We start from the raw sequence: 20,250 nt of genomic DNA on the forward strand, positions 1-20,250 counted from the left end.
TCAGGCAGACTGAATTTGCTAGTAAAACAAGATTCGAAACTATAGGAAATGAAGGAAAGTCGTGTTATAATGATTAAGAATAGATTAGAAAGACTCACTCAGGAAAGAGAAGAGGAAGCCACGATGATTAAAATTCTATTGGTCGAAGATGACCTTGGTTTATCAAATTCAGTATTTGATTTTTTAGATGATTTTGCAGACGTTATGCAGGTCTTTGACGGAGAAGAAGGTCTTTACGAAGCAGAAAGCGGGATCTATGATTTGATTCTGCTGGATCTCATGCTTCCTGAAAAAGACGGATTCCATGTTTTGAAAGAATTGCGTGAAAAAGGCGTGACAACCCCTGTTTTGATCATGACAGCTAAAGAAAGTCTGGATGACAAAGGGCATGGATTTGAGCTAGGAGCAGACGATTACCTCACTAAGCCTTTCTATCTTGAAGAGCTTAAGATGCGGATTCAAGCTCTCTTGAAGCGTTCAGGGAAGGTCAATGAAAATACCCTCAATTATGGCAATTTAAAGGTTAATTTATCCACTAATTCGACTTACGTGGACGATAAGGAAGTGGAACTTCTTGGGAAGGAATTTGATCTTTTGGTCTATTTCCTTCAAAACCAAAATGTCATCCTTCCAAAGACCCAGATCTTCGATCGTCTCTGGGGCTTTGATAGTGACACAACCATCTCAGTGGTTGAAGTCTATGTTTCAAAAATCCGTAAGAAATTAAAAGGAACAGATTTTGTTGAGAACTTGCAAACATTACGCAGTGTGGGGTATATCTTAAAAGATGTTAACAAGGATTAAGAAAACCGTCGGGGAAGATGATTTTTCCTACTTCATCCGATATTTTGGTCTCTTCACCTTGATATTCTCAGCCATGACCCTGATTATCATCCAGGTCATGCGCTCGAGTCTCTATACAACGGTCGATGAGAATCTCAAGACCCTGAGTCAGGATCCCTATTCCATTATAGCTATTGCCAACCGGGATCAGAAACAGTCTAATTCCAAAGAGGGTGATGAGCATGAGATGATGATGCCTGATCCTGATAAATCGGAACCAAAAGGAGATGTTACTTCCAATACGACTGTTGTTCTGCTGAATAAAAAATATCAAAACTTGACAACAGGAAATGGATTTTTAAACTTCAAAACCGTAACCTTTGGCCGGAAACTGCTCAACAAAGTTTCCCAGCTCCAAATTACAAATAGTTACGGAAAAAAAGAAAGTTACCGGGCTTACATGACGGATTTGGGCTTGTCTGATGACGGAGATAGCGACGTCAAGTATGCGGTCGTCATGACCAATATCAGTCAGCTAGAGCAGACCAGTGAGGAACACGAAAGCCAGATCGCACTCGTCATGATTTGCTTCTGGGGGATCTCCTTATTTGCGAGTCTCTTCCTTGCCCGTCTTAGCGTTAAGCCGCTTCTTGAGAGTATGCAAAAGCAAAAGGCTTTTGTAGAAAATGCTTCTCATGAGTTACGGACGCCTCTAGCAGTCCTTCAAAATCGCCTCGAAACGCTTTTTAGAAAGCCCGAAGCGACCATTATGGAGTCAAGCGAGAGCATTGCATCTAGCTTGGATGAAGTGCGAAATATGAAGCTCTTGACCACCAACCTTCTCAATATTGCCCGAAGGGATGACGGCTTGAAGCCAGAGATGGAAGATATTGAGCCAAGCTTTTTTGATCAGACTTTCTCGAATTTTGAGATTGTTGCTGAAGAAAATGATAAGATCTTTCGTGGAGACAATCAGGTGGACAAAGTCATTTGTTCTGATAGAACGCTCCTCAAGCAGTTGATGACTATTCTCTATGACAATGCCTTGAAATACACCGATGAAGACGGTGAGATCCAGTTTGAAGTCCAGTTAAAGGACAGGAATCTCTTTCTAAGAGTGGTGGATAATGGTCCGGGGATTCGTGATGAGGATAAGAAACGAATCTTTGATCGTTTTTACCGGGTGGACAAGGCCAGAACTCGTCAGAAAGGTGGATTTGGTTTGGGGTTATCGCTTGCCAAGCAGATCGTTGAAGCCTTTAAAGGGACTATTCAAGTTAAAGATAACAAACCCAAGGGGACTATCTTTGAAGTGAAGTTATTCACTAAGACGGAAAGTCGTAAAAAAAATCGTTTATAAATTTTTAAAAAAAGAAAAGAGGAAATCTTATGACTTCAAAAATGTTGCATACTTGCCTTCGTGTAGAAAACTTGGAAAAATCAATCGCTTTTTACCAAGATGCATTTGGTTTTGAGGAAAAACGTCGGAAGGATTTCCCAGACTACAAATTCACCATTGTGTATTTGGCCTTGCCTGGGGATGACTACGAGTTAGAATTGACTTACAACTATGATCATGGTCCTTATGTCATCGGAGATGGCTATGCTCACGTAGCTTTGAGCACACCAGATTTAGAAGGTTTGCATGCAGAGCATAAGGCTAAAGGTTATGAAGTGACTGAACCAAAGGGGCTTCCAGGAACACCACCAAACTATTATTTCGTAGTAGATCCGGATGGTTATAAAGTTGAAGTTATTCGTGAGAAATCAATTTGATAATAACCAGGGCGACTGTCGCCCTCTTTTTTATGAAAACATTTACAAAAAAGGACTGTTTTTTGGAGAGAAATTTGCTATAATAAAGTTATGCGATTCAAACACACAAAAATTATTTTATTAATCCTTATAAATCTTCTTTTAGTTGGTCTTTTGTATATTGGTTACCAAAAGATTCAAAAATCACGAGAAAACAAGGCCTATCAGGACCAATTTTCTAAGGTAACCCAGCTAGAAGGAGCGGTGGAGAAAGGAAAAAATGTTCAGATTCAAGAAGGAATAATAGGGACTTCCTATGTGACGGCTTATTATCCTACAAAAGATGGACAACCCGTTGAGATCATTAAAGAAAAGATCCAAGAAGACCTGAATCATTTAGGATCGGATGAGAAAACCAAGGAACCCAAGCATCTAACTTTCTACCATAGTGAAGAAGCAGCAGCTCCTTTTGTCGGCTATCATCCCATTCAGATCAAGCGGGCTGAGTATCAGTACAGAAAAGGAAAATTCATCAAAGATGAGACGGTGAAGCTGCCTCTCTTTTACTTGGATGATGAGAACAATCCTCTGACCCTCAGCCAGGTTTTTGCGGATCCAGATGGAGCTAAGCAGATCTTTTTGGAAGAGTTGCAAGGCAATCTAGCCTTTCGTCAGCTGGATGAAGAGAGCATTGAGAAAATGGTCGCTCATTTTGCAGAGTTAGATCTGAGCCAATGGGAATTTCAATATGAAAAAGGAAATTTCACCATTCCCTTTCCAACTGAGGTTAAGGGAGATGATACCTTTACTGTTCCCTTGTCTAAATTCTATGATGTGATCGATACTGAACGGTTGCTTTCTGAAGATTTGGCCTCCTATCATTCTTATATTGAAGAGCGTCATCGCAAGATGATTGCACTGACCTTTGATGATGGGCCGGATCCAACGACGACTCCTCAAGCTCTTTCTATCTTAAAGAAATACAATGCCAAAGCAACTTTCTTTATGGTTGGAAAAAATGTCAATGCTTACCCAGATATTGCCAAGCAAGTTCGTAAGGAAGGGCATCAGATTGGAAACCATACCTGGAATCACCCTCAATTACCAAAATTGAGCTTAGACGGTGCTAAAAAAGAGATTCTAGATACTCAAGAAGCCATCCAAAAAGCGACAGGCGTCCAAACGAAGATCATGCGTCCACCATACGGAGCAATTAATAGTGCCATCCAATACGGGGTGGACCAATCCTATATTATGTGGGATGTGGATAGTTTAGACTGGAAGAGCCACAATACAACAGCCATTCTGAATGAAGTAAAAAAAGCTGTCAAACCAGGTTCGATTATCCTCATGCATGATATCCATCAAACCACGATTGATGCTCTGCCAGCACTGCTTGACTATCTCAAAGCCCAAGGCTATACCTTTGTAACGGTCGATGAATTATTGAACTATCAACTTGAAAGTCATCGCATTTATTACAATGGAAATTAACGTAAAAATCCTCTGCAGTTCCATTCACTAGCAGAGGATTTTCTTATTCATTTAAAAAGAGTTGAGAATTTTTTAAGACGATTTCACGTACAGAGGCGTATTTTTTCAAGGATTTGAGTTCTTCTGGGTGGGTGATAAAGGTGACCACGTAGCCATCACGCCCCATCCGTCCTGTCCGACCGGCACGGTGGGTATAGGTCTCCACATCACGGGGGAGATCGTAGTTAATCACACATTCGAGATGTTCAATATCAATTCCGCGTGCCACCAAATCGGTAGCAAGCAAGAGGGTTAGCTGATGGTCTTTGAAGCGTTCCAGGATGACCTTGCGGTATTTGACATTGACATCACTGGCAAGAGAAACAGCATCAATATCTCTATACTGCAATTTTTCTTCTGCGCTTCCGAGATCAGATAGGCTATTGAAAAAAACTAAGCCCCGGAAATCTTCTACGTAGGCGAGTTTGCGGAGCAATTCGACCTTGTCCCGCTTATCCACTTGCATGTAAAAATGTTGGATATTGTCCAAAGAAATCCCGTCAACCGTAATGCGAAGGGTATTTTCTTCTAGTTGGTCTGGATCGACCTTGGCTGTAGCGCTCATGTAGACATATTGATGGTCGCGGGGAGCATAATGGCTGATCTTATCGACAAAGTGGTACTGAGAATCGCTCAGTAATTGGTCGAATTCATCTAAAATGATGGTTTCCACATTCATCATTTTGATTTTTTTCAGCTTGATCAGTTCAAAGATCCGACCAGGCGTCCCAATTAGAATTTCAGGTCCTTTTTTGAGACGTTCGATTTGCCGTTTTTGACTGGATCCTGACAGGAAGAGTTGAGTCTGGAGCCCAAGAGGCTCTGCCCATTGCTTGGTGACATCAAAAATTTGTCCCGCCAATTCCGTATTAGGAGCTAAGATCAAGAGCTGTTGGGCCTTCTTAGGTTTGACTTTGAGCAAGCTTGGAAAGAGGTAGGCAAGTGTCTTACCAGTACCGGTAGGACTGATCCCGAGGACATTTTCTCCTTCATAGATAGGGGTGAAGATTTGCTCTTGAATGTCAGTGAAGGTATCAAATCCGAGTGTTTCTAGCTGATCTTTCCAGCTTTGTGGAAATAGTTCTTTCATTCTTTTTTATCCTTAAATTGTATTCCAGCGCTTTGGCGCATTTGGTAGAGGGTTTCATGGACCTGCTCAGCCGTTTTTAACCACTCTAGGTAAGCCGTCTCTTTTTGCCCAGCTATGGCAAGAGCAAAAGCCTCGGCCTCTTCTTGCATGACATGACTGCAGGGCTCAATAGGAAGGTCGATGACCTCTCCAGAATGGCTGACGAATTGAGCCTGGTCGATTGCAGCTACAGCATTTAGGGTCAGGGTTCCAGTCTTAGTGTAGATTTCAGCAGGGAGATGACTGGTAATGTTTTTTCCCGCCTGAATGGCAACCTGAAACTCAGGATAGATCAAGATACCTTGCCCATAGAGATCAACTGAGTTAGGTAATTGGTGAGCGGTGTAGTGACTAGAGTCTGGCGCTCCAAAAAAGCCAATGGCCAGATAGAGGCAGTAGACTCCCAGATCCATTAGAGCGCCACCTGCATAGAGATCTGAGAAAATATTAGGCATCTCACCTGCTAGAAGAGCAGGCAACTTGGAAGAATACTTGGCAAAGGTAAAGTTGGCGCCTAGTATCTCCTGGCCTGAAAGGAAGTCTTTAACCACTTGAAAGGCAGCTTCTTGGTAATTTCTAGCAGCTTCAAAGAGATAAACATGGTGGTCTTTAGCAAGCTTCACCAGTTCCTTCCATTCAGCAGGACTCGTCACAGCCGGTTTTTCAATGATGACATGCTTCTTGGCTAGAATAGCAAGCTTGGCCTGAGCGTAATGAAGAGAGTTGGGGCTGGCAATGTAGACTACATCCAGTTCGCTATCTAAGAAGTCCACTAAGTCAGTGTAGCAGGAGATCGCTTCATATGGGTCACAAAAATCTCGAGCTGTCTTCATTTTTCTCGAATACACAGCCTGCAAACGATAGTGACCCGTCTGGTGAGCCGCATTTATAAATTCGTGTGAAATCCAACTCGTTCCAATCATTCCAAGTCTTAGCATCAGATGTCCTCCCGCAATCGATTCACTCTATTATACCATGAAAAGGAGGAGGGGGCAGTATAAAGTAGAAAATATGCACTGATTATTGTATAATGAAGTGATATGCATAGAAGGGAAAACAATAGGAGTGAGAAATTCAGAATTACTGATCATTATTCCAGCTTATAATGAAAGTGGAAATATTGAAAAAACAATCAAGATGATTGAAGATCATACGCCCGAATTTGATTATGTCATTATCAATGATTGTTCTACAGATCATACACTTAAAATTTGTCGCAATCATCACTATAACGTCATTGATTTACCCATCAATTTAGGTATTGGTGGTGCTGTGCAAACAGGATATCAATACGCAGTTAAAGAAGGATACCAGTATGCGGTTCAAGTGGATGGAGATGGCCAACATAATCCTGAATTTATTAGAATGATGCTTCAAGTTCTACAAGAGAAAGATGTGAACATGGTGATTGGCTCTCGTTTCATTGAAAATCAAGGTTTCCAATCCTCATTCGCGCGGCGGATTGGAATCTCATTTTTTGAAAAATTAATCAAGGTTTTGACGGGTCAAAAGGTAACAGATCCAACTTCTGGTTTACGAGTTGCTGACCGAAAAGTGATTGAGGAATTCGCCAAGCAATATCCAAGTGATTATCCAGAACCAGAGACGATTGTATCCCTCTTGACCTCGGGTTATTCCGTTGCAGAAGTACCTGTCTTGATGAATGAACGAGAACATGGTGAATCGTCTATTACCTTAAGTAAATCAGTCTATTATATGATTAAGGTGACAATGGCTATGTTAGTGGCTAGAATAGGTGGAGGATATAAGAAATAAGATGCTAAATATTTGGTTAACCCTTATTGTAATTATTTTTATGGTTTATATTCTGCGACTAGTTGCAAAGAAAGTTGTTGAAATGAGAAATGTCATCTCTTGGCTTATTCTTTGTATCGTCTCGTTGCCAGTCATTTGGTTTCCTAATTTGATTGGACAACTTTCAAAGATGTTAGGGATTCAAGTTCCAAGCAATCTAGTCTTCTTCTTAGGTTTCTGTTTACTTGTTTATTTAAACTTCTCTTTGACTCGGATTACCTCAAAACAATCCGTTCAAATCCGACAGTTGTCTCAGAAAATTGCATTACAGGTTAAAGAGCATGAAGAATAATCAGCCTATTTCAACTGAGAAGGTATATTTTTGGAATCTGTTAGGAAACTTGGCATTCGCTGGATCATCTGTGCTATTTACATTAATCGTTACACGAATGACCTCTCCAATGGAAGCAGATTCCTTTAGTCTGGCTTATGGAATTGCTGCGATTCTTGTGGTGGTAGGAATGTTTCAGGTTCGAAGCTACCAGGGGACAGATGTCCATTATAGACATTCCTTTACAAGCTATAGTATTGCCAGAGGTCTCTCTCTCCTACTTATGGTGGCTATCTTCTTTCCTTATTTATTTATTTCGGGGATTGATCTTCATGAGAGTTCAAAAATTACCATTATCGCCTTATATGTTCTCTTTCGAATGTGTGAGGCAATTTCTGATCTTTTCCAAGGGATGTTTCAGCGTCATGAACGATTGGATATTGCTGGCAAATCAATGACGATTCGTTATTCTATTAGCACAATCCTTTTATTGGTATTTTTACTTGTCACAAAATCCTTGACCCAGTCCTTGCTTTATTTAGTCCTTTTAAATTTTATTTTTGTATTCTCTTATGATTACGTAAAATCAAAAGAATTTGAATCCATTGATATTTCAGTAAACAATCTCAAAAGGAACTTGTTCGATGCGATTGCTATTTTAAAAAATTGTATTCCTCTCTTTATTAGTGGATTTTTACTTGCTTATATTTTCAATGAACCTAGAATCGCCATTGACTCTGAAATCAGACTGGGACATTTTATTGCAGGTACACAACGGGATTATAATATTTTGTTTATGCCTGTCTTTTTTATGAGTCTCTTTATTTTAATCCTTAGACCCTTAACAACTCAGTTAGCGATCTTATGGAAGAATAAAGACTTGAAAAAATTCGATGCCATTATTAAGAAATTGTTTGTGATTGTCTTGGGAGTTGGCTTGATTTTGACTGTACTAGCCTATTTGATTGGGACTCCAATTTTAAGTCTTGTTTTTGGCTTACCTTTATATCAACATAGCAGTACGCTAGCTATCCTTGTTTTCTCTGGTATCTTGTATTCTCTTGGGATCGTTTTTGGCGATGTCATGACAGTTATTCGTAAACAAACTTATTTATTGCCTGTATATTTGTTCATGTTCATAACTTCCAAACTGACAAATGACTATTTTGTACATAGATTAGGGCTTTTGGGAGCTTCTTTAAGCTTTTTAATCGTGATGTTCGTTTATTTTAGTGGAAGTTTACTTGTTTATTTTGTTGCAAGAAAAGTAGAAAGGATGAGCTATGCTCGTTAATCAACAACACACCTGGGTGATTTGTGCTTATGGAGAGAGTGAATATTTAGATGATTGTATTCAATCCTTGAAAAAACAAACTCTTCGATCGCAGATTATTTGTTATAGTTCAACACCATTGGATTCGATCAAAGAACTTTGCCAGCGTTATGATATTCCATTTTATACGAAGCAAGGTGGGGGAATTGGCAAGGATTGGAACAATGCCCTGTCTTTTGTAGAGACAAAATATGCAACCATTGCCCATCAGGATGATTATTATGAGCCGGAATATGCTGAGAAAGTATTGGCTAAGATGGAGAAACATCCAGATGTGTTAATTGGCTATTCTGATTATTTTGAAGAAAAAGACGGCCATAAAATTCCTGCGAATACAAATCTTAAGATCAAAACCTTGATGTTAAAAACCATGAATCTTTTTCCAGCAAGTCATTTCTGGCGCAACCGTGTGATGGCTTTTGGAAATCCGATTTGTTGTCCAGCTGTAACCTATCATCTTGAAAATCTGAAGAATTTCTTTTTTGATGAAGGAATGAGAGTGAGTTTGGATTGGTACGCATGGTATAAGATCAGTGAGTATAAAGGTCGTTTTGCTTACGTATCTGATAAGCTTATGTGCCACCGTATCCATGGAGAGTCTGAAACGTCAAAAACGATTGCAGACAACACTCGAAGTAAAGAAGATCTATACATGTACGAACTCTTTTGGCCTAAATGGATGGCCAAGTTGCTAATGAGACAATATGTGAAGAGTCAAAATTCGAATAATTAGGAGTAAATGATGAGGTTATTTGTTGATAGTTTTGAGCGGAATAAGAAGTATGTAGTGGCTTTCATGCTTCTGGCCTTTTGTATGACAGTCATTTATACAAAGCGCTTAGTGGACTTTCCTAAAATTGGTATAGTGGTATTTGTTGCATTTGCTGTTTTCATTTTTCTTTTACCCAAGAGAAATGTTGGGACCTTCATTGCTATGCTTATTGGCGGTCTTTCCTTTGCTTTCATTACACCTGTTTTGAATACGCCCGATGAACAAGTTCACCTATCAAGAACCATTCATATTGTTGAAGGTGACGTCAATATGGGAAATAAAAATATCCATATTACGGAAGATTACTTTGATGTATATAAGAACTTCAAAAAGCCGTTTACCAAATCTTCTTTGTTTGAAGAAAAACAGACGACCAAACAAGTGAAGTTTGGTAAAGAAACTGATTACAGGGCAACAAACTCATATTGGTTTATTGGTTACATTCCTCAGGCTCTTGGATTCGGGATTGGAAAATTTTTGAACTTGAGTGTAGGAGTCTCCTATTACTTAGGTCGAATTTTTAATGTGATCGCTTACTGTATTTTAGCTCTTATTGCCATTAAATTAAGTGGAAAAGCGAAGCAGTTGATGACAATGGTTGCGATGTTTCCAATGAATCTGGTACTTGCTGCTTCATACAATCAAGATAGTGTAGCATTAGGGTTTACCTACCTCATTATTGGATTGTTCTTGAACTATGTAACAGATGATGAAAAAGTTGTTAGCATCAAGGATTTATTGCTGTATGCTTTGCTTTGTATCATCCTTGTTACAATGAAACTTCCTTATGTCTTGCTAGTAGGACTATTGCTCTTTATACCGAGAAAGAAAACGAAGTGTAAAAACTACTATCTCATCTCTCTCGCCTTGATTATCGCAGTCTTTGTCTTTACGATTTTTTGGTACGTTCTTACCCAGCAAGTTCGAATTGAGAACTTTAAACTGGAGGGCGCAGATGTAAAAGGCCAAATTAGTAGCATCATTTCAAAACCTCATTGGTATCTTCCAGTGATTTTGAAGGAGATGTTATTATCAGTCAGTCATTTAAATCAGCTCTATACCTTTGGTTGGTTGGATTTATCCATGTCAGAGGTTCTTATTCCAATTTATGCTCTATATAGCTTGATTACTTTTTCAAATTTTGGGAAGATCAAACTTCCAAAAGTATCAGTAGTAGGAGCAAGTTTGGTTTCTTTTGCGATTGTTGGGTTAATCTCTTTAACCTTGTATTTAACCTGGACACCAGTTGGAAATTTTGAAGTTTTAGGAGTTCAAGGTAGATACTATTTAGGAGTTGTCGCTCTGTCTCTACCAGTTATTTGCAGTTTGTTTAAGCAAAGAATTTCAGATGAACAAAAGTTCACGGATCATTTTGTAGTAGAAAGTAGTCTCATTATTATAGGTTTAACTATACTACAAACAATCTCTGTTTTATATGCTGTTGTATAATTGAAAGACTAAAATAAGTTATTACTAGGGGAAACCCTAGTTTTTTGTTACAATAGAGAGTGAATAAGTCAAGGAGTAAGATATGACACTATCAGTTGTAGTCCCATGTTTTAATGAAGAAGAATCAATTCCGTTATTTTATAGGGAAATGGAACGTGTTCGGATAGAGATGGGAGAAAAGTTTGAATATATTTTTATAAATGATGGTTCGTCAGACAGGACGCTATCTGTTCTACGTAAGCTACATGTTACAGATTCGAATGTGCACTATCTTTCCTTTTCACGGAACTTTGGGAAGGAAGCAGCTCTTTATGCTGGTCTCCAACATGCCACAGGTCATTATGTAACAGTCATGGACGTGGATCTACAGGATCCTCCAGAACTATTGATCGAAATGAAGCAGAAGTTGGAGGAAGAGCCGGATTTAGACTGTGTCGGAACGAGACGCGTAACCCGTGATGGGGAACCACCGATTCGCTCTTTCTTTGCACGGATGTTTTATAAATTGATCAATCATATTAGCCAAGTGGAAATGGTCGACGGGGCGCGTGATTTCCGTTTGATGCGCCGTCCTATGGTCAATGCCATACTTGAACTATCTGAGTACAATCGATTTTCTAAGGGAATTTTCGCCTGGGTTGGATTTGAGACAGAATACCTCGAATATAAAAATGTAGAGCGCGTGGCAGGAGAGACGTCTTGGAATTTTTGGTCCCTCTTTAAATACTCGATTGAAGGGATTGTTAATTTCTCGGATGCCCCACTAAATATTGCCTTTATTGGTGGACTTTTATCTTGGATCTTGGCCTTTATCATGGTGATTCTGATCGTAATCCGGACCTTAGTGTTTGGAGATCCTACTTCTGGATGGCCATCCCTCATGACAGTGATTCTTTTCCTAGGAGGGTTCCAATTACTAACCATCGGCATTTTAGGTAAATATATCGGTAAGATCTTCATGGAAACCAAGAAACGTCCAATTTATGTCATCAAAGAGAAAAGTGAAGAATGAACAATATCCTAAGTATGATTCTTGCTGTTAAGCAAAAGATAGATAGATTTTACAAGGAAATTGATCGTCTCCTTGATAAAATCAATCAGTTGGATATGGTAAAAGGGATCCGTAGTCATATTGACCGGCTTATAGAGGTTTTCAACCAAATTAGTAATAAGTTGATCTATTTATTTTTAACTTCCTATGCGCTCATTTTTACATTTGTATCTTTCAATCTGATCAATTTTCAAAGTCGCTCATATGACTATGTGTTTCATTTATCACGCATTGTCGGCTTAGCGGAGTCTATTGAACATTGGGATATCCTTCCCAATCTGAATTTTTTATTTGCATTTGGTACAGGATATGCTTCTCCCATGTTTTATGGCAATTGGCAGTTTTATCCGTCAGCCATCGTTTATATGATGACGAACGATGGAAATTTTGCTTATAGTATTTTTGCCTTCCTGATCACTCTTTGTACAAGCCTAACAAGTTATATTGTTGTTTCGAAAATAGTAAATAATAAGATGACTGGCTTAGTAGTGGCATTGACAATACCGTGTTATTATACTTTATTTGGTTTTGGAATGACCATGGTAGTGCCGCTAGTCCCAATTCTTATATATTCTATTTATCGTGTGCTCTACTTAAATAAAAAGAACCCTCTCTATTTGGGGATCGTAGTAGCACTTTTAATTCAAACCCATATTTTATCAACTATTATATTAGCAATTTTTTCTGCGGTATTATTGTTATTAAATTATAAAAGGCTCACACTTGAAAAGATTATCTCTTTTGTATTTTCAATCTTGTTTGCCTTATGTTTGTCAGCAGGATACATTTTTCAATATCTGGAACAGGTTTCATCACAAAAATTTTTCTTTACATGGACAGCGAGAAATTTTCCTGTCAATGTGAAAGATACTTTTTTAGTTCCTTTTCCATTTCAAGCAGATCGATATGGTTTTTATAAACCTTTCACACCATTAGAGTGGCCGATCCATCAATTCGTACGAGACGGCCTATTCTATGCGAGTATGATGGTAATCTTATTTTATCGCCATCTAGGAAGTTTAAGTAAAACTATATTTTGGACTTGTTGGATCTTATATTTTTCTGCAACGAGTCTGCTGCCTTGGAATTCCATATTGAAATACAGTTTTTTAGGGAGTATGCAGTATTCAGGGCGCCTATTGTTTTTCATTCCCCTGTTGTTCCTATTCTTTCTTGCTGTTACAAATAGAAATGGTTTTTCTCGATCGTCTTATGTATCTTGAGTTTATCTTTTTATTTCAATCATGTAGTTCCTCAATTTAATTCCTCTTCAAAAAATTACAAACAGATGCGTGAGGATAATAAAAAGAATGAAAAATTACTAAAATCGGTTTATAAAGGTGATAAATCAAAATATATCGATCCTGTAGGTGATGAATATTATAATCTTGATATTAATAACCAAGAGATACGCTTACCACAATTTACAGAATTTCAAACAGCTAAGGGTGTAAAAATATCAACTATTAAAAAGAGATACAATCTTTTAGAATTTGATATAAAGGTTCCTGATGATAAAAAGGAAACAACTATTTCTATACCAATGATATGGTACAAAGGATATCGCGCAGAATATTCTAGGGGGGCTGAAGGATCTCAACCTGTGCTGAAACAGCGTGTTTTTACCGAATCGGAATTAAAAGAAAATAAAAAAGCTCGGAGACCAACTGTTTCAGAAAAAGTTTTAAATGATGGTAAAATTTATTTATCTATTAGAAATTCTGGTCATGTAAAAGTTTCTTATCACAAGACATTTATACAGTATCTTGGTTTTATAATAGAATGGATCTCTTGGATACTAGTGTTCTTCATTTTTAAACAGAAGTATTCAAAAAATAAGGAGCACTTCCCATCCTAAAAAGCAGAAAACTTCTGCTTTTTTTGCTATAATGATAGGGAAAAAGCATTTGAAAGGAATTTACCATGATTTTAATTACAGGTGCAAATGGGCAACTTGGAACGGAGCTTCGCCATTTGTTAGATGAACGAAATGAAGAATATGTAGCTGTTGATGTAGCTGAAATGGATATCACAAATGCAGAAAAAGTAGACGAGGTATTTGCGGAAGTAAAACCAACCCTAGTCTACCACTGTGCTGCCTACACAGCTGTTGATGCTGCTGAAGATGAAGGAAAAGAGTTGGACTATGCCATCAACGTGACTGGTACTGAAAATGTAGCAAAGGCATCTGAAAAGCACGATGCAACCTTGGTCTATATCTCAACCGACTACGTTTTTGATGGGAAAAAACCAGTGGGACAAGAATGGGAAGTAGACGATCAACCAGATCCTCAAACAGAGTACGGTCGTACCAAACGTATGGGAGAAGAATTAGTTGAGAAGTATGTGTCTAACTTCTATATCATCCGTACAGCTTGGGTCTTCGGGAACTACGGTAAGAACTTTGTCTTCACCATGCAAAACCTTGCCAAGACTCACAAAACACTTACAGTCGTCAACGACCAACATGGTCGTCCAACCTGGACACGTACTCTTGCTGAGTTCATGACTTATTTGGCTGAAAATCGTAAAGAATATGGTTATTACCACTTGTCTAACGATGCAAAAGAAGATACAACTTGGTATGACTTTGCAGTTGAGATCCTCAAAGATACGGATGTAGAAGTGAAGCCAGTTGATTCCAGCCAATTCCCTGCTAAGGCAAAACGTCCGCTTAACTCAACGATGAGCTTGGCAAAAGCGAAAGCTACAGGATTCGTTATTCCAACTTGGCAAGATGCCTTGAAAGAGTTTTACAAACAAGAAGTGAAATAAGAGAAATTTGAAGCGACCTCAAGGGTCGCTTTTCCGTTTGCATTAGGCAAAAAGCCTAGAAAATGGTATAATTGAATAGACTGTAAATTGTTAGAAAGGGAATATTATGCAACACGTTTTTATTATCGGAAGTCGTGGGCTTCCGGCTCAGTACGGCGGTTTTGAGACTTTTGTGGACCAAATAGTCTCGCATCAAGTGTCTACAGATATTCAGTACCATGTTGCTTGCCTTTCTAATGATCAAGCCTATCATCATTTTGATTATAAGGGTGTCGATTGTTTTACGATTAAAGCACCGAAGCTTGGACCTGCACGGGTCATTGCCTATGATATGATGGCCATCAGCTATGCCTTGAAGGTCATCAAGGAGCAAGGAATTGCACAGCCGATTTTTTATGTTTTGGGCAATACAATCGGGGCCTTCGTAGCACCCTTTGCGCGTAAGATTCATAAGATGGGTGGGAAATTCTATATCAATCCAGATGGACTGGAGTGGAAGAGGGCCAAGTGGTCCAAACCGATTCAAGCCTATCTCAAGTATTCTGAAAAGATCATGACGCGCCATGCGGATTTGGTAATTTCTGACAACCCTGGTATTGAGTCCTATATCAAGGAAGCCTACCCTTGGTCCAAGACGACCTATATTGCCTATGGGACGGACTTATCTCCGACCAGCTTGACTAGTCAGGATAGGAAGGTCAGAGAACTCTATCACAAGTGGCAGACACAAGAGAAAAACTATTATTTGATCTTGGGTCGCTTTGTTCCAGAAAATAATTACGAGACTGCCATTCGTGAATTTATGGCCTCTTCTACCAATCGGGATTTGGTGATCATTTGTAACCATGAAGGCAATCCCTATTTTGAAGAGCTTCGAACTCGAACAGGCTTTGATCAGGATCCTCGTATTAAGTTTGTAGGAACGGTTTATGACCAAGACCTCTTGAAGTATATCCGTAAAGAAGCCTTTGCCTATATCCATGGTCATGAAGTGGGTGGAACCAATCCAGGTCTCCTAGAGGCTCTTGCGCAGACGGATCTCAATTTGGTTTTAGGTGTTTCCTTTAACCAAACGGTTGCAAAGGACACAGCCCAATATTGGACCAAAGAAAATGGGAATTTGGCGCATTTGATCAACCAGGTTGATTCTTTAGAAGATGTATCTAAATGGGGTCAATTAGCCAAGGACAATATGAAGCAAAACTTTACCTGGGAAAAAATTGTAGGTGAATACGAGGAATTATTCTTATCATGAAAGTAAATATCTTGTTGTCCACCTATAATGGTGAACAGTATCTAAAAGAGCAGGTCAAAAGTATCCAAGACCAGACTTATCAGGATTGGCAACTCTTGATCCGAGATGATGGGTCGACAGATGGTACGGTGGAGATCATTCAAGAGTTGGTAGCCCAGGATGAGCGCATTCGCTTTATCAACCAAGAAGCTATCGAAAATCTCGGTGTTATCAAGAGTTTTCACACACTCTTAAAATATGAAAAGGCTGATCTTTATTGTTTTAGTGACCAAGATGATGTCTGGCTTCCTGAAAAGATTGCCCTACAAGTGGAAGCAGCAGCCAAGCATCCTCAGGAAGTGCCTTTGCTGGCCTACACGGATTTAAAAGTGGTTGATGAAAACTTGAATGTGCAGCACGAAAGTATGATTCGCACCCAGTCTGATCATGCCAATACGGAACTGATTCAAGAGTTGACGGAGAATACGGTAACTGGCGGAGTAGCCATGATTAATCATGCCCTGGCTGACTTATGGACAGGTCAAGAAAAGCATGCGCTTCTCATGCATGATTGGTACCTAGCATTGTTGGCAGCTAGCTTTGGAAAGCTCATTTATATTGATCAGCCGACAGAATTGTACCGTCAGCACAGTAGCAACGTTCTTGGGGCTCGTACCCTTAGAAAACGGGTTAAAAACTGGGTTCGCCCTCATATTCTTTTTGCCAAATATTGGAATCTCATCGAGTCCAGTCAAGAACAAGCAAAAAATTTATTGGATCTGCCAGTCAGTCCCCGAAATAAAGAAATTATTGAAAACTTTGTGACCATCATGGACGTACCGCTAAGAGAACGTTTGAGACGGATTCGTCAGTATGGTTACCGTAAGAACCGAGCCTTCCACACTCTTGTGTTTACTAGCTTGATTCTGACAAAGTTTGCATATCGAGGTAAAAAATAATGTTTGACGTTTTTAGTCAGAAAAATCGAATTTTATTACGAGAGTTAATTAAAACAGACTTTAAATTACGCTACCAAGGATCAGCAATTGGTTATCTTTGGTCGATTTTAAAGCCCTTGATGACCTTTAGTATTATGTATATTGTCTTCATCCGATTTTTACGCTTGGGTGGAGATGTACCCCATTTCCCAGTTGCCCTCTTGTTGGCCAATGTAATCTGGGGCTTCTTCTCAGAAGCGACCTCCATGGGGATGGTGTCGATCGTTAGTCGAGGCGACCTGTTACGGAAGTTGAACTTCTCCAAACACATCATTGTCTTGTCTGCAATTTCAGGAGCAGCCATCAACTTTGTTATTAACCTTGTGGTGGTCTTGATTTTTTCATTCTTTAATGGGGTGACATTTTCTTGGACAGCTTTGATGGTGATTCCGTTGTTCTTTGAGTTGTTCTTGATGGCGACAGGATGTGCATTGATCTTAGCGACATTTTTTGTTCGTTTCCGCGATCTTGGACAAGTCTGGGAAGTACTTTTGCAAGCAGGCCTATATGCGACGCCAATTATTTATCCGATTACCTTTATCGCAGACCGCAATCCATGGGCCGCTAAGTTGGTCATGATGAATCCCTTGGCTCAAATCATCCAAGACATGCGTTACTTCTTGATTGATAAGGCCAACACCCCTGTCTGGCTTTTGGTGGAAAATAAGTTCTTGGTTTTGATTCCTTATGTTTTACCAATTCTTATTTTTGTTGCTGGCTTTGCTTACTTTAACAAACATGCTAAGAAATTTGCGGAGATTCTCTAATGACAGATAAAGAAATTGCAGTAAAAGTAGACCATGTCAGCAAGTACTTTAAGTTGCCAACAGAGGCAACCAATAGTCTTCGAACTGCCCTGGTCAATCGCTTCAAAGGAATCAAAGGCTATAAAGAACAACACGTTCTCAAGGATATTTCTTTTGAGGTAGAAAAAGGTGACTTTTTCGGGATCCTCGGAAGAAATGGTTCTGGAAAATCTACTCTCTTGAAAATCATTTCTGAAATCTATGTGCCAGAAAAAGGCACCGTCACTATCGATGGGAAACTGGTCTCCTTTATTGAGCTTGGAGTGGGCTTTAACCCAGAATTGACAGGTCGTGAAAATGTCTACATGAATGGAGCTATGCTGGGCTTCTCAACAGCTGAAATTGATGCCATGTATGATGACATCGTAGACTTTGCCGAGTTGCATGACTTCATGAACCAGAAGCTCAAGAACTACTCATCAGGGATGCAGGTTCGTCTAGCCTTTTCGGTTGCCATTAAGGCCCAAGGCGATATCTTGATTTTGGACGAGGTCCTAGCAGTAGGAGATGAGGCCTTCCAGCGTAAGTGTAATGATTACTTCCAAGAACGCAAGAAATCAGGAAAAACCACTATCTTGGTTACCCATGATATGGGAGCCGTCAAGAAATATTGTAACAAGGCTGTTTTGATTGAAAATGGCTTGGTGAAGGCTTTAGGAAGTCCAGAAAATGTTGCCAATCAGTACAGTTTTGATAATACATCTCCTTTGCAACAGGGAGGAGAGGCTAATGGAGTAGGTAATTCCAACCAGGAAGAAAATGTCTTGGTTGAAAATTTTCAGCTTCAGTTGTTAAGTTCGAACAAGTTACGCCCCCAAGATCCTATTCACTTCCAAATTGATTTTGATGTACTTGAAGATATCCAGACCTATATCGCACTGTCTTTAACAGATATCGATCGGAATATTTGGATCTACAATGATAATTCGATGGATCAGCTGATGAGTGGGGCTGGACATAAAACGGTTCACTACACTTGTTCCCTTCCAGCAGTGAATGACTTGAAAATGAAATTAGAAGTGACAGTACGGGATGCCGAAGGACAGATGCTGGCCTTTTCAGATGCTACGCAAACCCCACTAATCTTTATCAATCGAGATGATATAGCTTTGGATGATAAATCAGCAATGGATGCGGCAAGTGGCTTAATCCAACGTAATGGAACATGGTCAATGACTGACTAGACTGAGGGAGATATGGAAACGACGCCTTTTGTTTCGATTATTTGTACAGTTTTTAATAAAGAACCCTGGCTTAAGAAGACAATCGATAGCTTCCTAGCGCAACAAACAGAGTTTGCTATTGAGATTATCTTGGTGGACGACGCCTCAAGCGATGGATCTCGCTCTATTATTCAGGACTATCAAGAAAACTACCCTAATCTGATTCGTGCTTTTTATCAGGATGAAAATCAGGGAATCGCCAAAACCTGGGTAGCTATCTGTAAAGAAGCGCGTGGGTACTACATTGCTCGCTGTGACGGAGATGATTTTTGGATAGATCCTTTAAAACTTCAGAAGCAAGTAAACTTATTGGCCAGTAAGCCAGACTGCAAATGGTCCAATACTGATTTTGATATCTATGATGAGCATGGCAATTTTGTTTCTAAGGCTGGCTTTACTAATCATACGATTCCATTAGCAGATACCTACGAAAAAATGCTTGCGACTAGAGGCTTTACCATGGCCTCTACATGGCTAGTAGATAGAGATCTGATGCTAGAAGTCAATCAAGAGTTAGATCTAACGACATCAGACGATACCTTCAATCTACAACTGGAGCTCTTTCAACGAACTTCATTAGCCTATCTGGATGAAGCAACAGTTGCTTATACCATTAACCAAGGGTCCGATTCTCGTCCTCGTGATTTCAGACAATTGGAACGACGTTTCCATAAGTTGTTGCAAACACAGCTGGACTATCTCGATAGGTATCCAAATGCCGATTTTAAAGAGATGACGAAGATTCTCTTAGAACGTAATAATACCTATGAGATTCATCTATCCAAACCGACCGATTCCCTTTCACCTATTGGTATGGAATCTGTCACGATTTATTATGGTGATGAGGAAAATACCTATTCGGAAGATCGTACCCTGACCAAACTTCTTCAAAAAGAAGATAGTCTGGCAATCGAAATTCCGAAGGGAACTTCTGTTATCCGAGTTGATCTGTCTGAAAGTCCAAGTTATTACTCTGATGTTGAATTGAGAGATTCTGACGGAAAGGTTTGCTCAGCTGTTTATAGTAACGGCGTTGTTGTTGATCATTTGTATTTGTATAGTGAACCGGATCCTCAGTTGATCTATGAAGTTAAAGAAGAAGGTGTGTATCAACTGAGCTATAAAATGATTTCTATAGATAATCCCTCTGCACCGGATTATATTGGAAAAGTTTTCACTGCTGAAATGTTAGATTGTCAAAGTAGATTGAAAAATCTTGAGGCAGAGTTACAAGCTACGAAAGCAGCATATAACTCCGTTATCACATCCAGACGTTGGACCATTCCAACAAAGATCTTGAAATTCTTAAGAATAAGGAAATAA

At 39.4% G+C, this 20,250-nt stretch carries 20 protein-coding genes; 18 read left to right on the plus strand and 2 right to left on the minus strand.

The genetic code is table 11. From position 1 onward, the window contains the following. Nucleotides 1-123 precede the first annotated feature (123 nt). The 4 genes from HMPREF9186_RS10640 (at nucleotide 124) to HMPREF9186_RS10655 (ending at nucleotide 4,032) form a co-directional block, all read left to right on the plus strand. Nucleotides 124-804 carry a response regulator transcription factor gene (locus HMPREF9186_RS10640; protein ID WP_009732669.1) on the plus strand — a complete coding sequence of 227 codons (681 nt, stop codon included), beginning with the start codon at nucleotides 124-126 and terminating at the stop codon, nucleotides 802-804. Next, on the plus strand, nucleotides 788-2,143 hold the full coding sequence (locus HMPREF9186_RS10645; RefSeq protein ID WP_009732670.1) for a sensor histidine kinase: 1,356 nt from the start codon (nucleotides 788-790) through the stop codon (nucleotides 2,141-2,143). The genes HMPREF9186_RS10640 and HMPREF9186_RS10645 overlap by 17 nt, the downstream gene beginning before the upstream one ends. Before the next feature lie 29 nt (nucleotides 2,144-2,172). After that, nucleotides 2,173-2,559, plus strand: a complete 387-nt coding sequence (gloA, locus tag HMPREF9186_RS10650) for a lactoylglutathione lyase (protein WP_009732671.1) — start codon at nucleotides 2,173-2,175, stop codon at nucleotides 2,557-2,559. Between the two features lie 90 nt (nucleotides 2,560-2,649). After that, nucleotides 2,650-4,032: a polysaccharide deacetylase family protein gene (locus HMPREF9186_RS10655; RefSeq protein WP_009732672.1), complete on the plus strand. Its 1,383-nt coding sequence runs from the start codon at nucleotides 2,650-2,652 to the stop codon at nucleotides 4,030-4,032. Nucleotides 4,033-4,075: 43 nt separating this feature from the next. Here HMPREF9186_RS10655 and HMPREF9186_RS10660 read toward each other — a convergent pair whose 3' ends face one another. Together HMPREF9186_RS10660 and HMPREF9186_RS10665 are read right to left on the minus strand one after the other, a co-directional pair. After that, a complete protein-coding gene (locus HMPREF9186_RS10660; protein WP_009732673.1) occupies nucleotides 4,076-5,161 on the minus strand; it encodes a DEAD/DEAH box helicase in 1,086 nt (361 codons plus the stop codon). Beyond that, the gene (locus HMPREF9186_RS10665; RefSeq protein ID WP_009732674.1) at nucleotides 5,158-6,138 is read right to left on the minus strand and encodes a Gfo/Idh/MocA family protein; all 981 of its coding nucleotides are present in this window, start codon (nucleotides 6,136-6,138) and stop codon (nucleotides 5,158-5,160) included. The genes HMPREF9186_RS10660 and HMPREF9186_RS10665 overlap by 4 nt, the downstream gene beginning before the upstream one ends. Nucleotides 6,139-6,265: 127 nt before the next feature. Between HMPREF9186_RS10665 and HMPREF9186_RS10670 the strand changes: the two genes are divergently transcribed. From HMPREF9186_RS10670 to HMPREF9186_RS10730, 14 genes are all read left to right on the plus strand, one after another. Beyond that, nucleotides 6,266-6,976, plus strand: coding sequence for a glycosyltransferase family 2 protein (locus tag HMPREF9186_RS10670; RefSeq protein WP_009732675.1), 711 nt, complete (start codon nucleotides 6,266-6,268; stop codon nucleotides 6,974-6,976). A gap of 1 nt (nucleotide 6,977) precedes the next feature. Beyond that, a complete protein-coding gene (locus HMPREF9186_RS10675) occupies nucleotides 6,978-7,307 on the plus strand; it encodes a DUF2304 domain-containing protein (RefSeq protein WP_009732676.1) in 330 nt (109 codons plus the stop codon). Beyond that, entirely contained in the window at nucleotides 7,297-8,580 is a 1,284-nt protein-coding gene (locus tag HMPREF9186_RS10680) for a lipopolysaccharide biosynthesis protein (protein ID WP_009732677.1), read from the plus strand. Before HMPREF9186_RS10675 ends, HMPREF9186_RS10680 begins: the two co-directional genes overlap by 11 nt. Then, complete coding sequence (locus HMPREF9186_RS10685) at nucleotides 8,570-9,352, plus strand: glycosyltransferase family 2 protein (RefSeq protein WP_009732678.1); 783 nt, start codon at nucleotides 8,570-8,572, stop codon at nucleotides 9,350-9,352. Before HMPREF9186_RS10680 ends, HMPREF9186_RS10685 begins: the two co-directional genes overlap by 11 nt. 6 nt (nucleotides 9,353-9,358) lie before the next feature. Beyond that, nucleotides 9,359-10,840: a DUF2142 domain-containing protein gene (locus HMPREF9186_RS10690; RefSeq protein WP_232198448.1), complete on the plus strand. Its 1,482-nt coding sequence runs from the start codon at nucleotides 9,359-9,361 to the stop codon at nucleotides 10,838-10,840. A gap of 82 nt (nucleotides 10,841-10,922) precedes the next feature. Then, entirely contained in the window at nucleotides 10,923-11,852 is a 930-nt protein-coding gene (locus tag HMPREF9186_RS10695; RefSeq protein WP_009732680.1) for a glycosyltransferase family 2 protein, read from the plus strand. After that, entirely contained in the window at nucleotides 11,849-13,114 is a 1,266-nt protein-coding gene (locus tag HMPREF9186_RS10700; protein WP_009732681.1) for a hypothetical protein, read from the plus strand. Before HMPREF9186_RS10695 ends, HMPREF9186_RS10700 begins: the two co-directional genes overlap by 4 nt. Nucleotides 13,115-13,179: 65 nt before the next feature. Continuing rightward, the gene (locus HMPREF9186_RS10995; protein ID WP_009732682.1) at nucleotides 13,180-13,749 is read left to right on the plus strand and encodes a hypothetical protein; all 570 of its coding nucleotides are present in this window, start codon (nucleotides 13,180-13,182) and stop codon (nucleotides 13,747-13,749) included. Nucleotides 13,750-13,814: 65 nt separating this feature from the next. Continuing rightward, entirely contained in the window at nucleotides 13,815-14,666 is an 852-nt protein-coding gene (gene rfbD / locus HMPREF9186_RS10705; RefSeq protein ID WP_009732683.1) for a dTDP-4-dehydrorhamnose reductase, read from the plus strand. Nucleotides 14,667-14,772: 106 nt separating this feature from the next. Then, a complete protein-coding gene (gene cps2T, locus HMPREF9186_RS10710; RefSeq protein WP_009732684.1) occupies nucleotides 14,773-15,921 on the plus strand; it encodes a beta 1-4 rhamnosyltransferase Cps2T in 1,149 nt (382 codons plus the stop codon). After that, nucleotides 15,918-16,859 (plus strand): glycosyltransferase family 2 protein, encoded by a 942-nt coding sequence (locus HMPREF9186_RS10715; RefSeq protein WP_009732685.1) that lies wholly within the window; start codon nucleotides 15,918-15,920, stop codon nucleotides 16,857-16,859. Before cps2T ends, HMPREF9186_RS10715 begins: the two co-directional genes overlap by 4 nt. Beyond that, nucleotides 16,859-17,665, plus strand: a complete 807-nt coding sequence (locus tag HMPREF9186_RS10720) for an ABC transporter permease (RefSeq protein WP_009732686.1) — start codon at nucleotides 16,859-16,861, stop codon at nucleotides 17,663-17,665. Before HMPREF9186_RS10715 ends, HMPREF9186_RS10720 begins: the two co-directional genes overlap by 1 nt. Beyond that, a complete protein-coding gene (locus HMPREF9186_RS10725) occupies nucleotides 17,665-18,888 on the plus strand; it encodes an ABC transporter ATP-binding protein (protein ID WP_009732687.1) in 1,224 nt (407 codons plus the stop codon). Before HMPREF9186_RS10720 ends, HMPREF9186_RS10725 begins: the two co-directional genes overlap by 1 nt. A gap of 12 nt (nucleotides 18,889-18,900) precedes the next feature. Next, nucleotides 18,901-20,250 (plus strand): glycosyltransferase family 2 protein, encoded by a 1,350-nt coding sequence (locus HMPREF9186_RS10730; RefSeq protein ID WP_009732688.1) that lies wholly within the window; start codon nucleotides 18,901-18,903, stop codon nucleotides 20,248-20,250.

The organism is Streptococcus sp. F0442 (assembly GCF_000314795.2).
In the GTDB taxonomy this organism is placed as follows: Bacteria; Bacillota; Bacilli; order Lactobacillales; family Streptococcaceae; genus Streptococcus.

Excerpts from the sequence above, each read along its gene's own strand:
- cps2T (WP_009732684.1), top strand. The coding sequence starts at position 14,773 with ATGCAACACGTTTTTATTATCGGAAGTCGTGGGCTTCCGGCTCAGTAC.
- rfbD (WP_009732683.1), top strand. The coding sequence starts at position 13,815 with ATGATTTTAATTACAGGTGCAAATGGGCAACTTGGAACGGAGCTTCGC.
- HMPREF9186_RS10640 (WP_009732669.1), top strand. The coding sequence starts at position 124 with ATGATTAAAATTCTATTGGTCGAAGATGACCTTGGTTTATCAAATTCA.
- HMPREF9186_RS10995 (WP_009732682.1), top strand. The coding sequence starts at position 13,180 with ATGCGTGAGGATAATAAAAAGAATGAAAAATTACTAAAATCGGTTTAT.
- HMPREF9186_RS10720 (WP_009732686.1), top strand. The coding sequence starts at position 16,859 with ATGTTTGACGTTTTTAGTCAGAAAAATCGAATTTTATTACGAGAGTTA.
- HMPREF9186_RS10695 (WP_009732680.1), top strand. The coding sequence starts at position 10,923 with ATGACACTATCAGTTGTAGTCCCATGTTTTAATGAAGAAGAATCAATT.
- HMPREF9186_RS10730 (WP_009732688.1), top strand. The coding sequence starts at position 18,901 with ATGGAAACGACGCCTTTTGTTTCGATTATTTGTACAGTTTTTAATAAA.
- HMPREF9186_RS10690 (WP_232198448.1), top strand. The coding sequence starts at position 9,359 with ATGATGAGGTTATTTGTTGATAGTTTTGAGCGGAATAAGAAGTATGTA.
- HMPREF9186_RS10675 (WP_009732676.1), top strand. The coding sequence starts at position 6,978 with ATGCTAAATATTTGGTTAACCCTTATTGTAATTATTTTTATGGTTTAT.
- HMPREF9186_RS10660 (WP_009732673.1), bottom strand. The coding sequence starts at position 5,161 with ATGAAAGAACTATTTCCACAAAGCTGGAAAGATCAGCTAGAAACACTC.
- HMPREF9186_RS10715 (WP_009732685.1), top strand. The coding sequence starts at position 15,918 with ATGAAAGTAAATATCTTGTTGTCCACCTATAATGGTGAACAGTATCTA.
- HMPREF9186_RS10665 (WP_009732674.1), bottom strand. The coding sequence starts at position 6,138 with ATGCTAAGACTTGGAATGATTGGAACGAGTTGGATTTCACACGAATTT.
- HMPREF9186_RS10685 (WP_009732678.1), top strand. The coding sequence starts at position 8,570 with ATGCTCGTTAATCAACAACACACCTGGGTGATTTGTGCTTATGGAGAG.
- gloA (WP_009732671.1), top strand. The coding sequence starts at position 2,173 with ATGACTTCAAAAATGTTGCATACTTGCCTTCGTGTAGAAAACTTGGAA.
- HMPREF9186_RS10700 (WP_009732681.1), top strand. The coding sequence starts at position 11,849 with ATGAACAATATCCTAAGTATGATTCTTGCTGTTAAGCAAAAGATAGAT.
- HMPREF9186_RS10680 (WP_009732677.1), top strand. The coding sequence starts at position 7,297 with ATGAAGAATAATCAGCCTATTTCAACTGAGAAGGTATATTTTTGGAAT.
- HMPREF9186_RS10655 (WP_009732672.1), top strand. The coding sequence starts at position 2,650 with ATGCGATTCAAACACACAAAAATTATTTTATTAATCCTTATAAATCTT.
- HMPREF9186_RS10645 (WP_009732670.1), top strand. The coding sequence starts at position 788 with ATGTTAACAAGGATTAAGAAAACCGTCGGGGAAGATGATTTTTCCTAC.
- HMPREF9186_RS10725 (WP_009732687.1), top strand. The coding sequence starts at position 17,665 with ATGACAGATAAAGAAATTGCAGTAAAAGTAGACCATGTCAGCAAGTAC.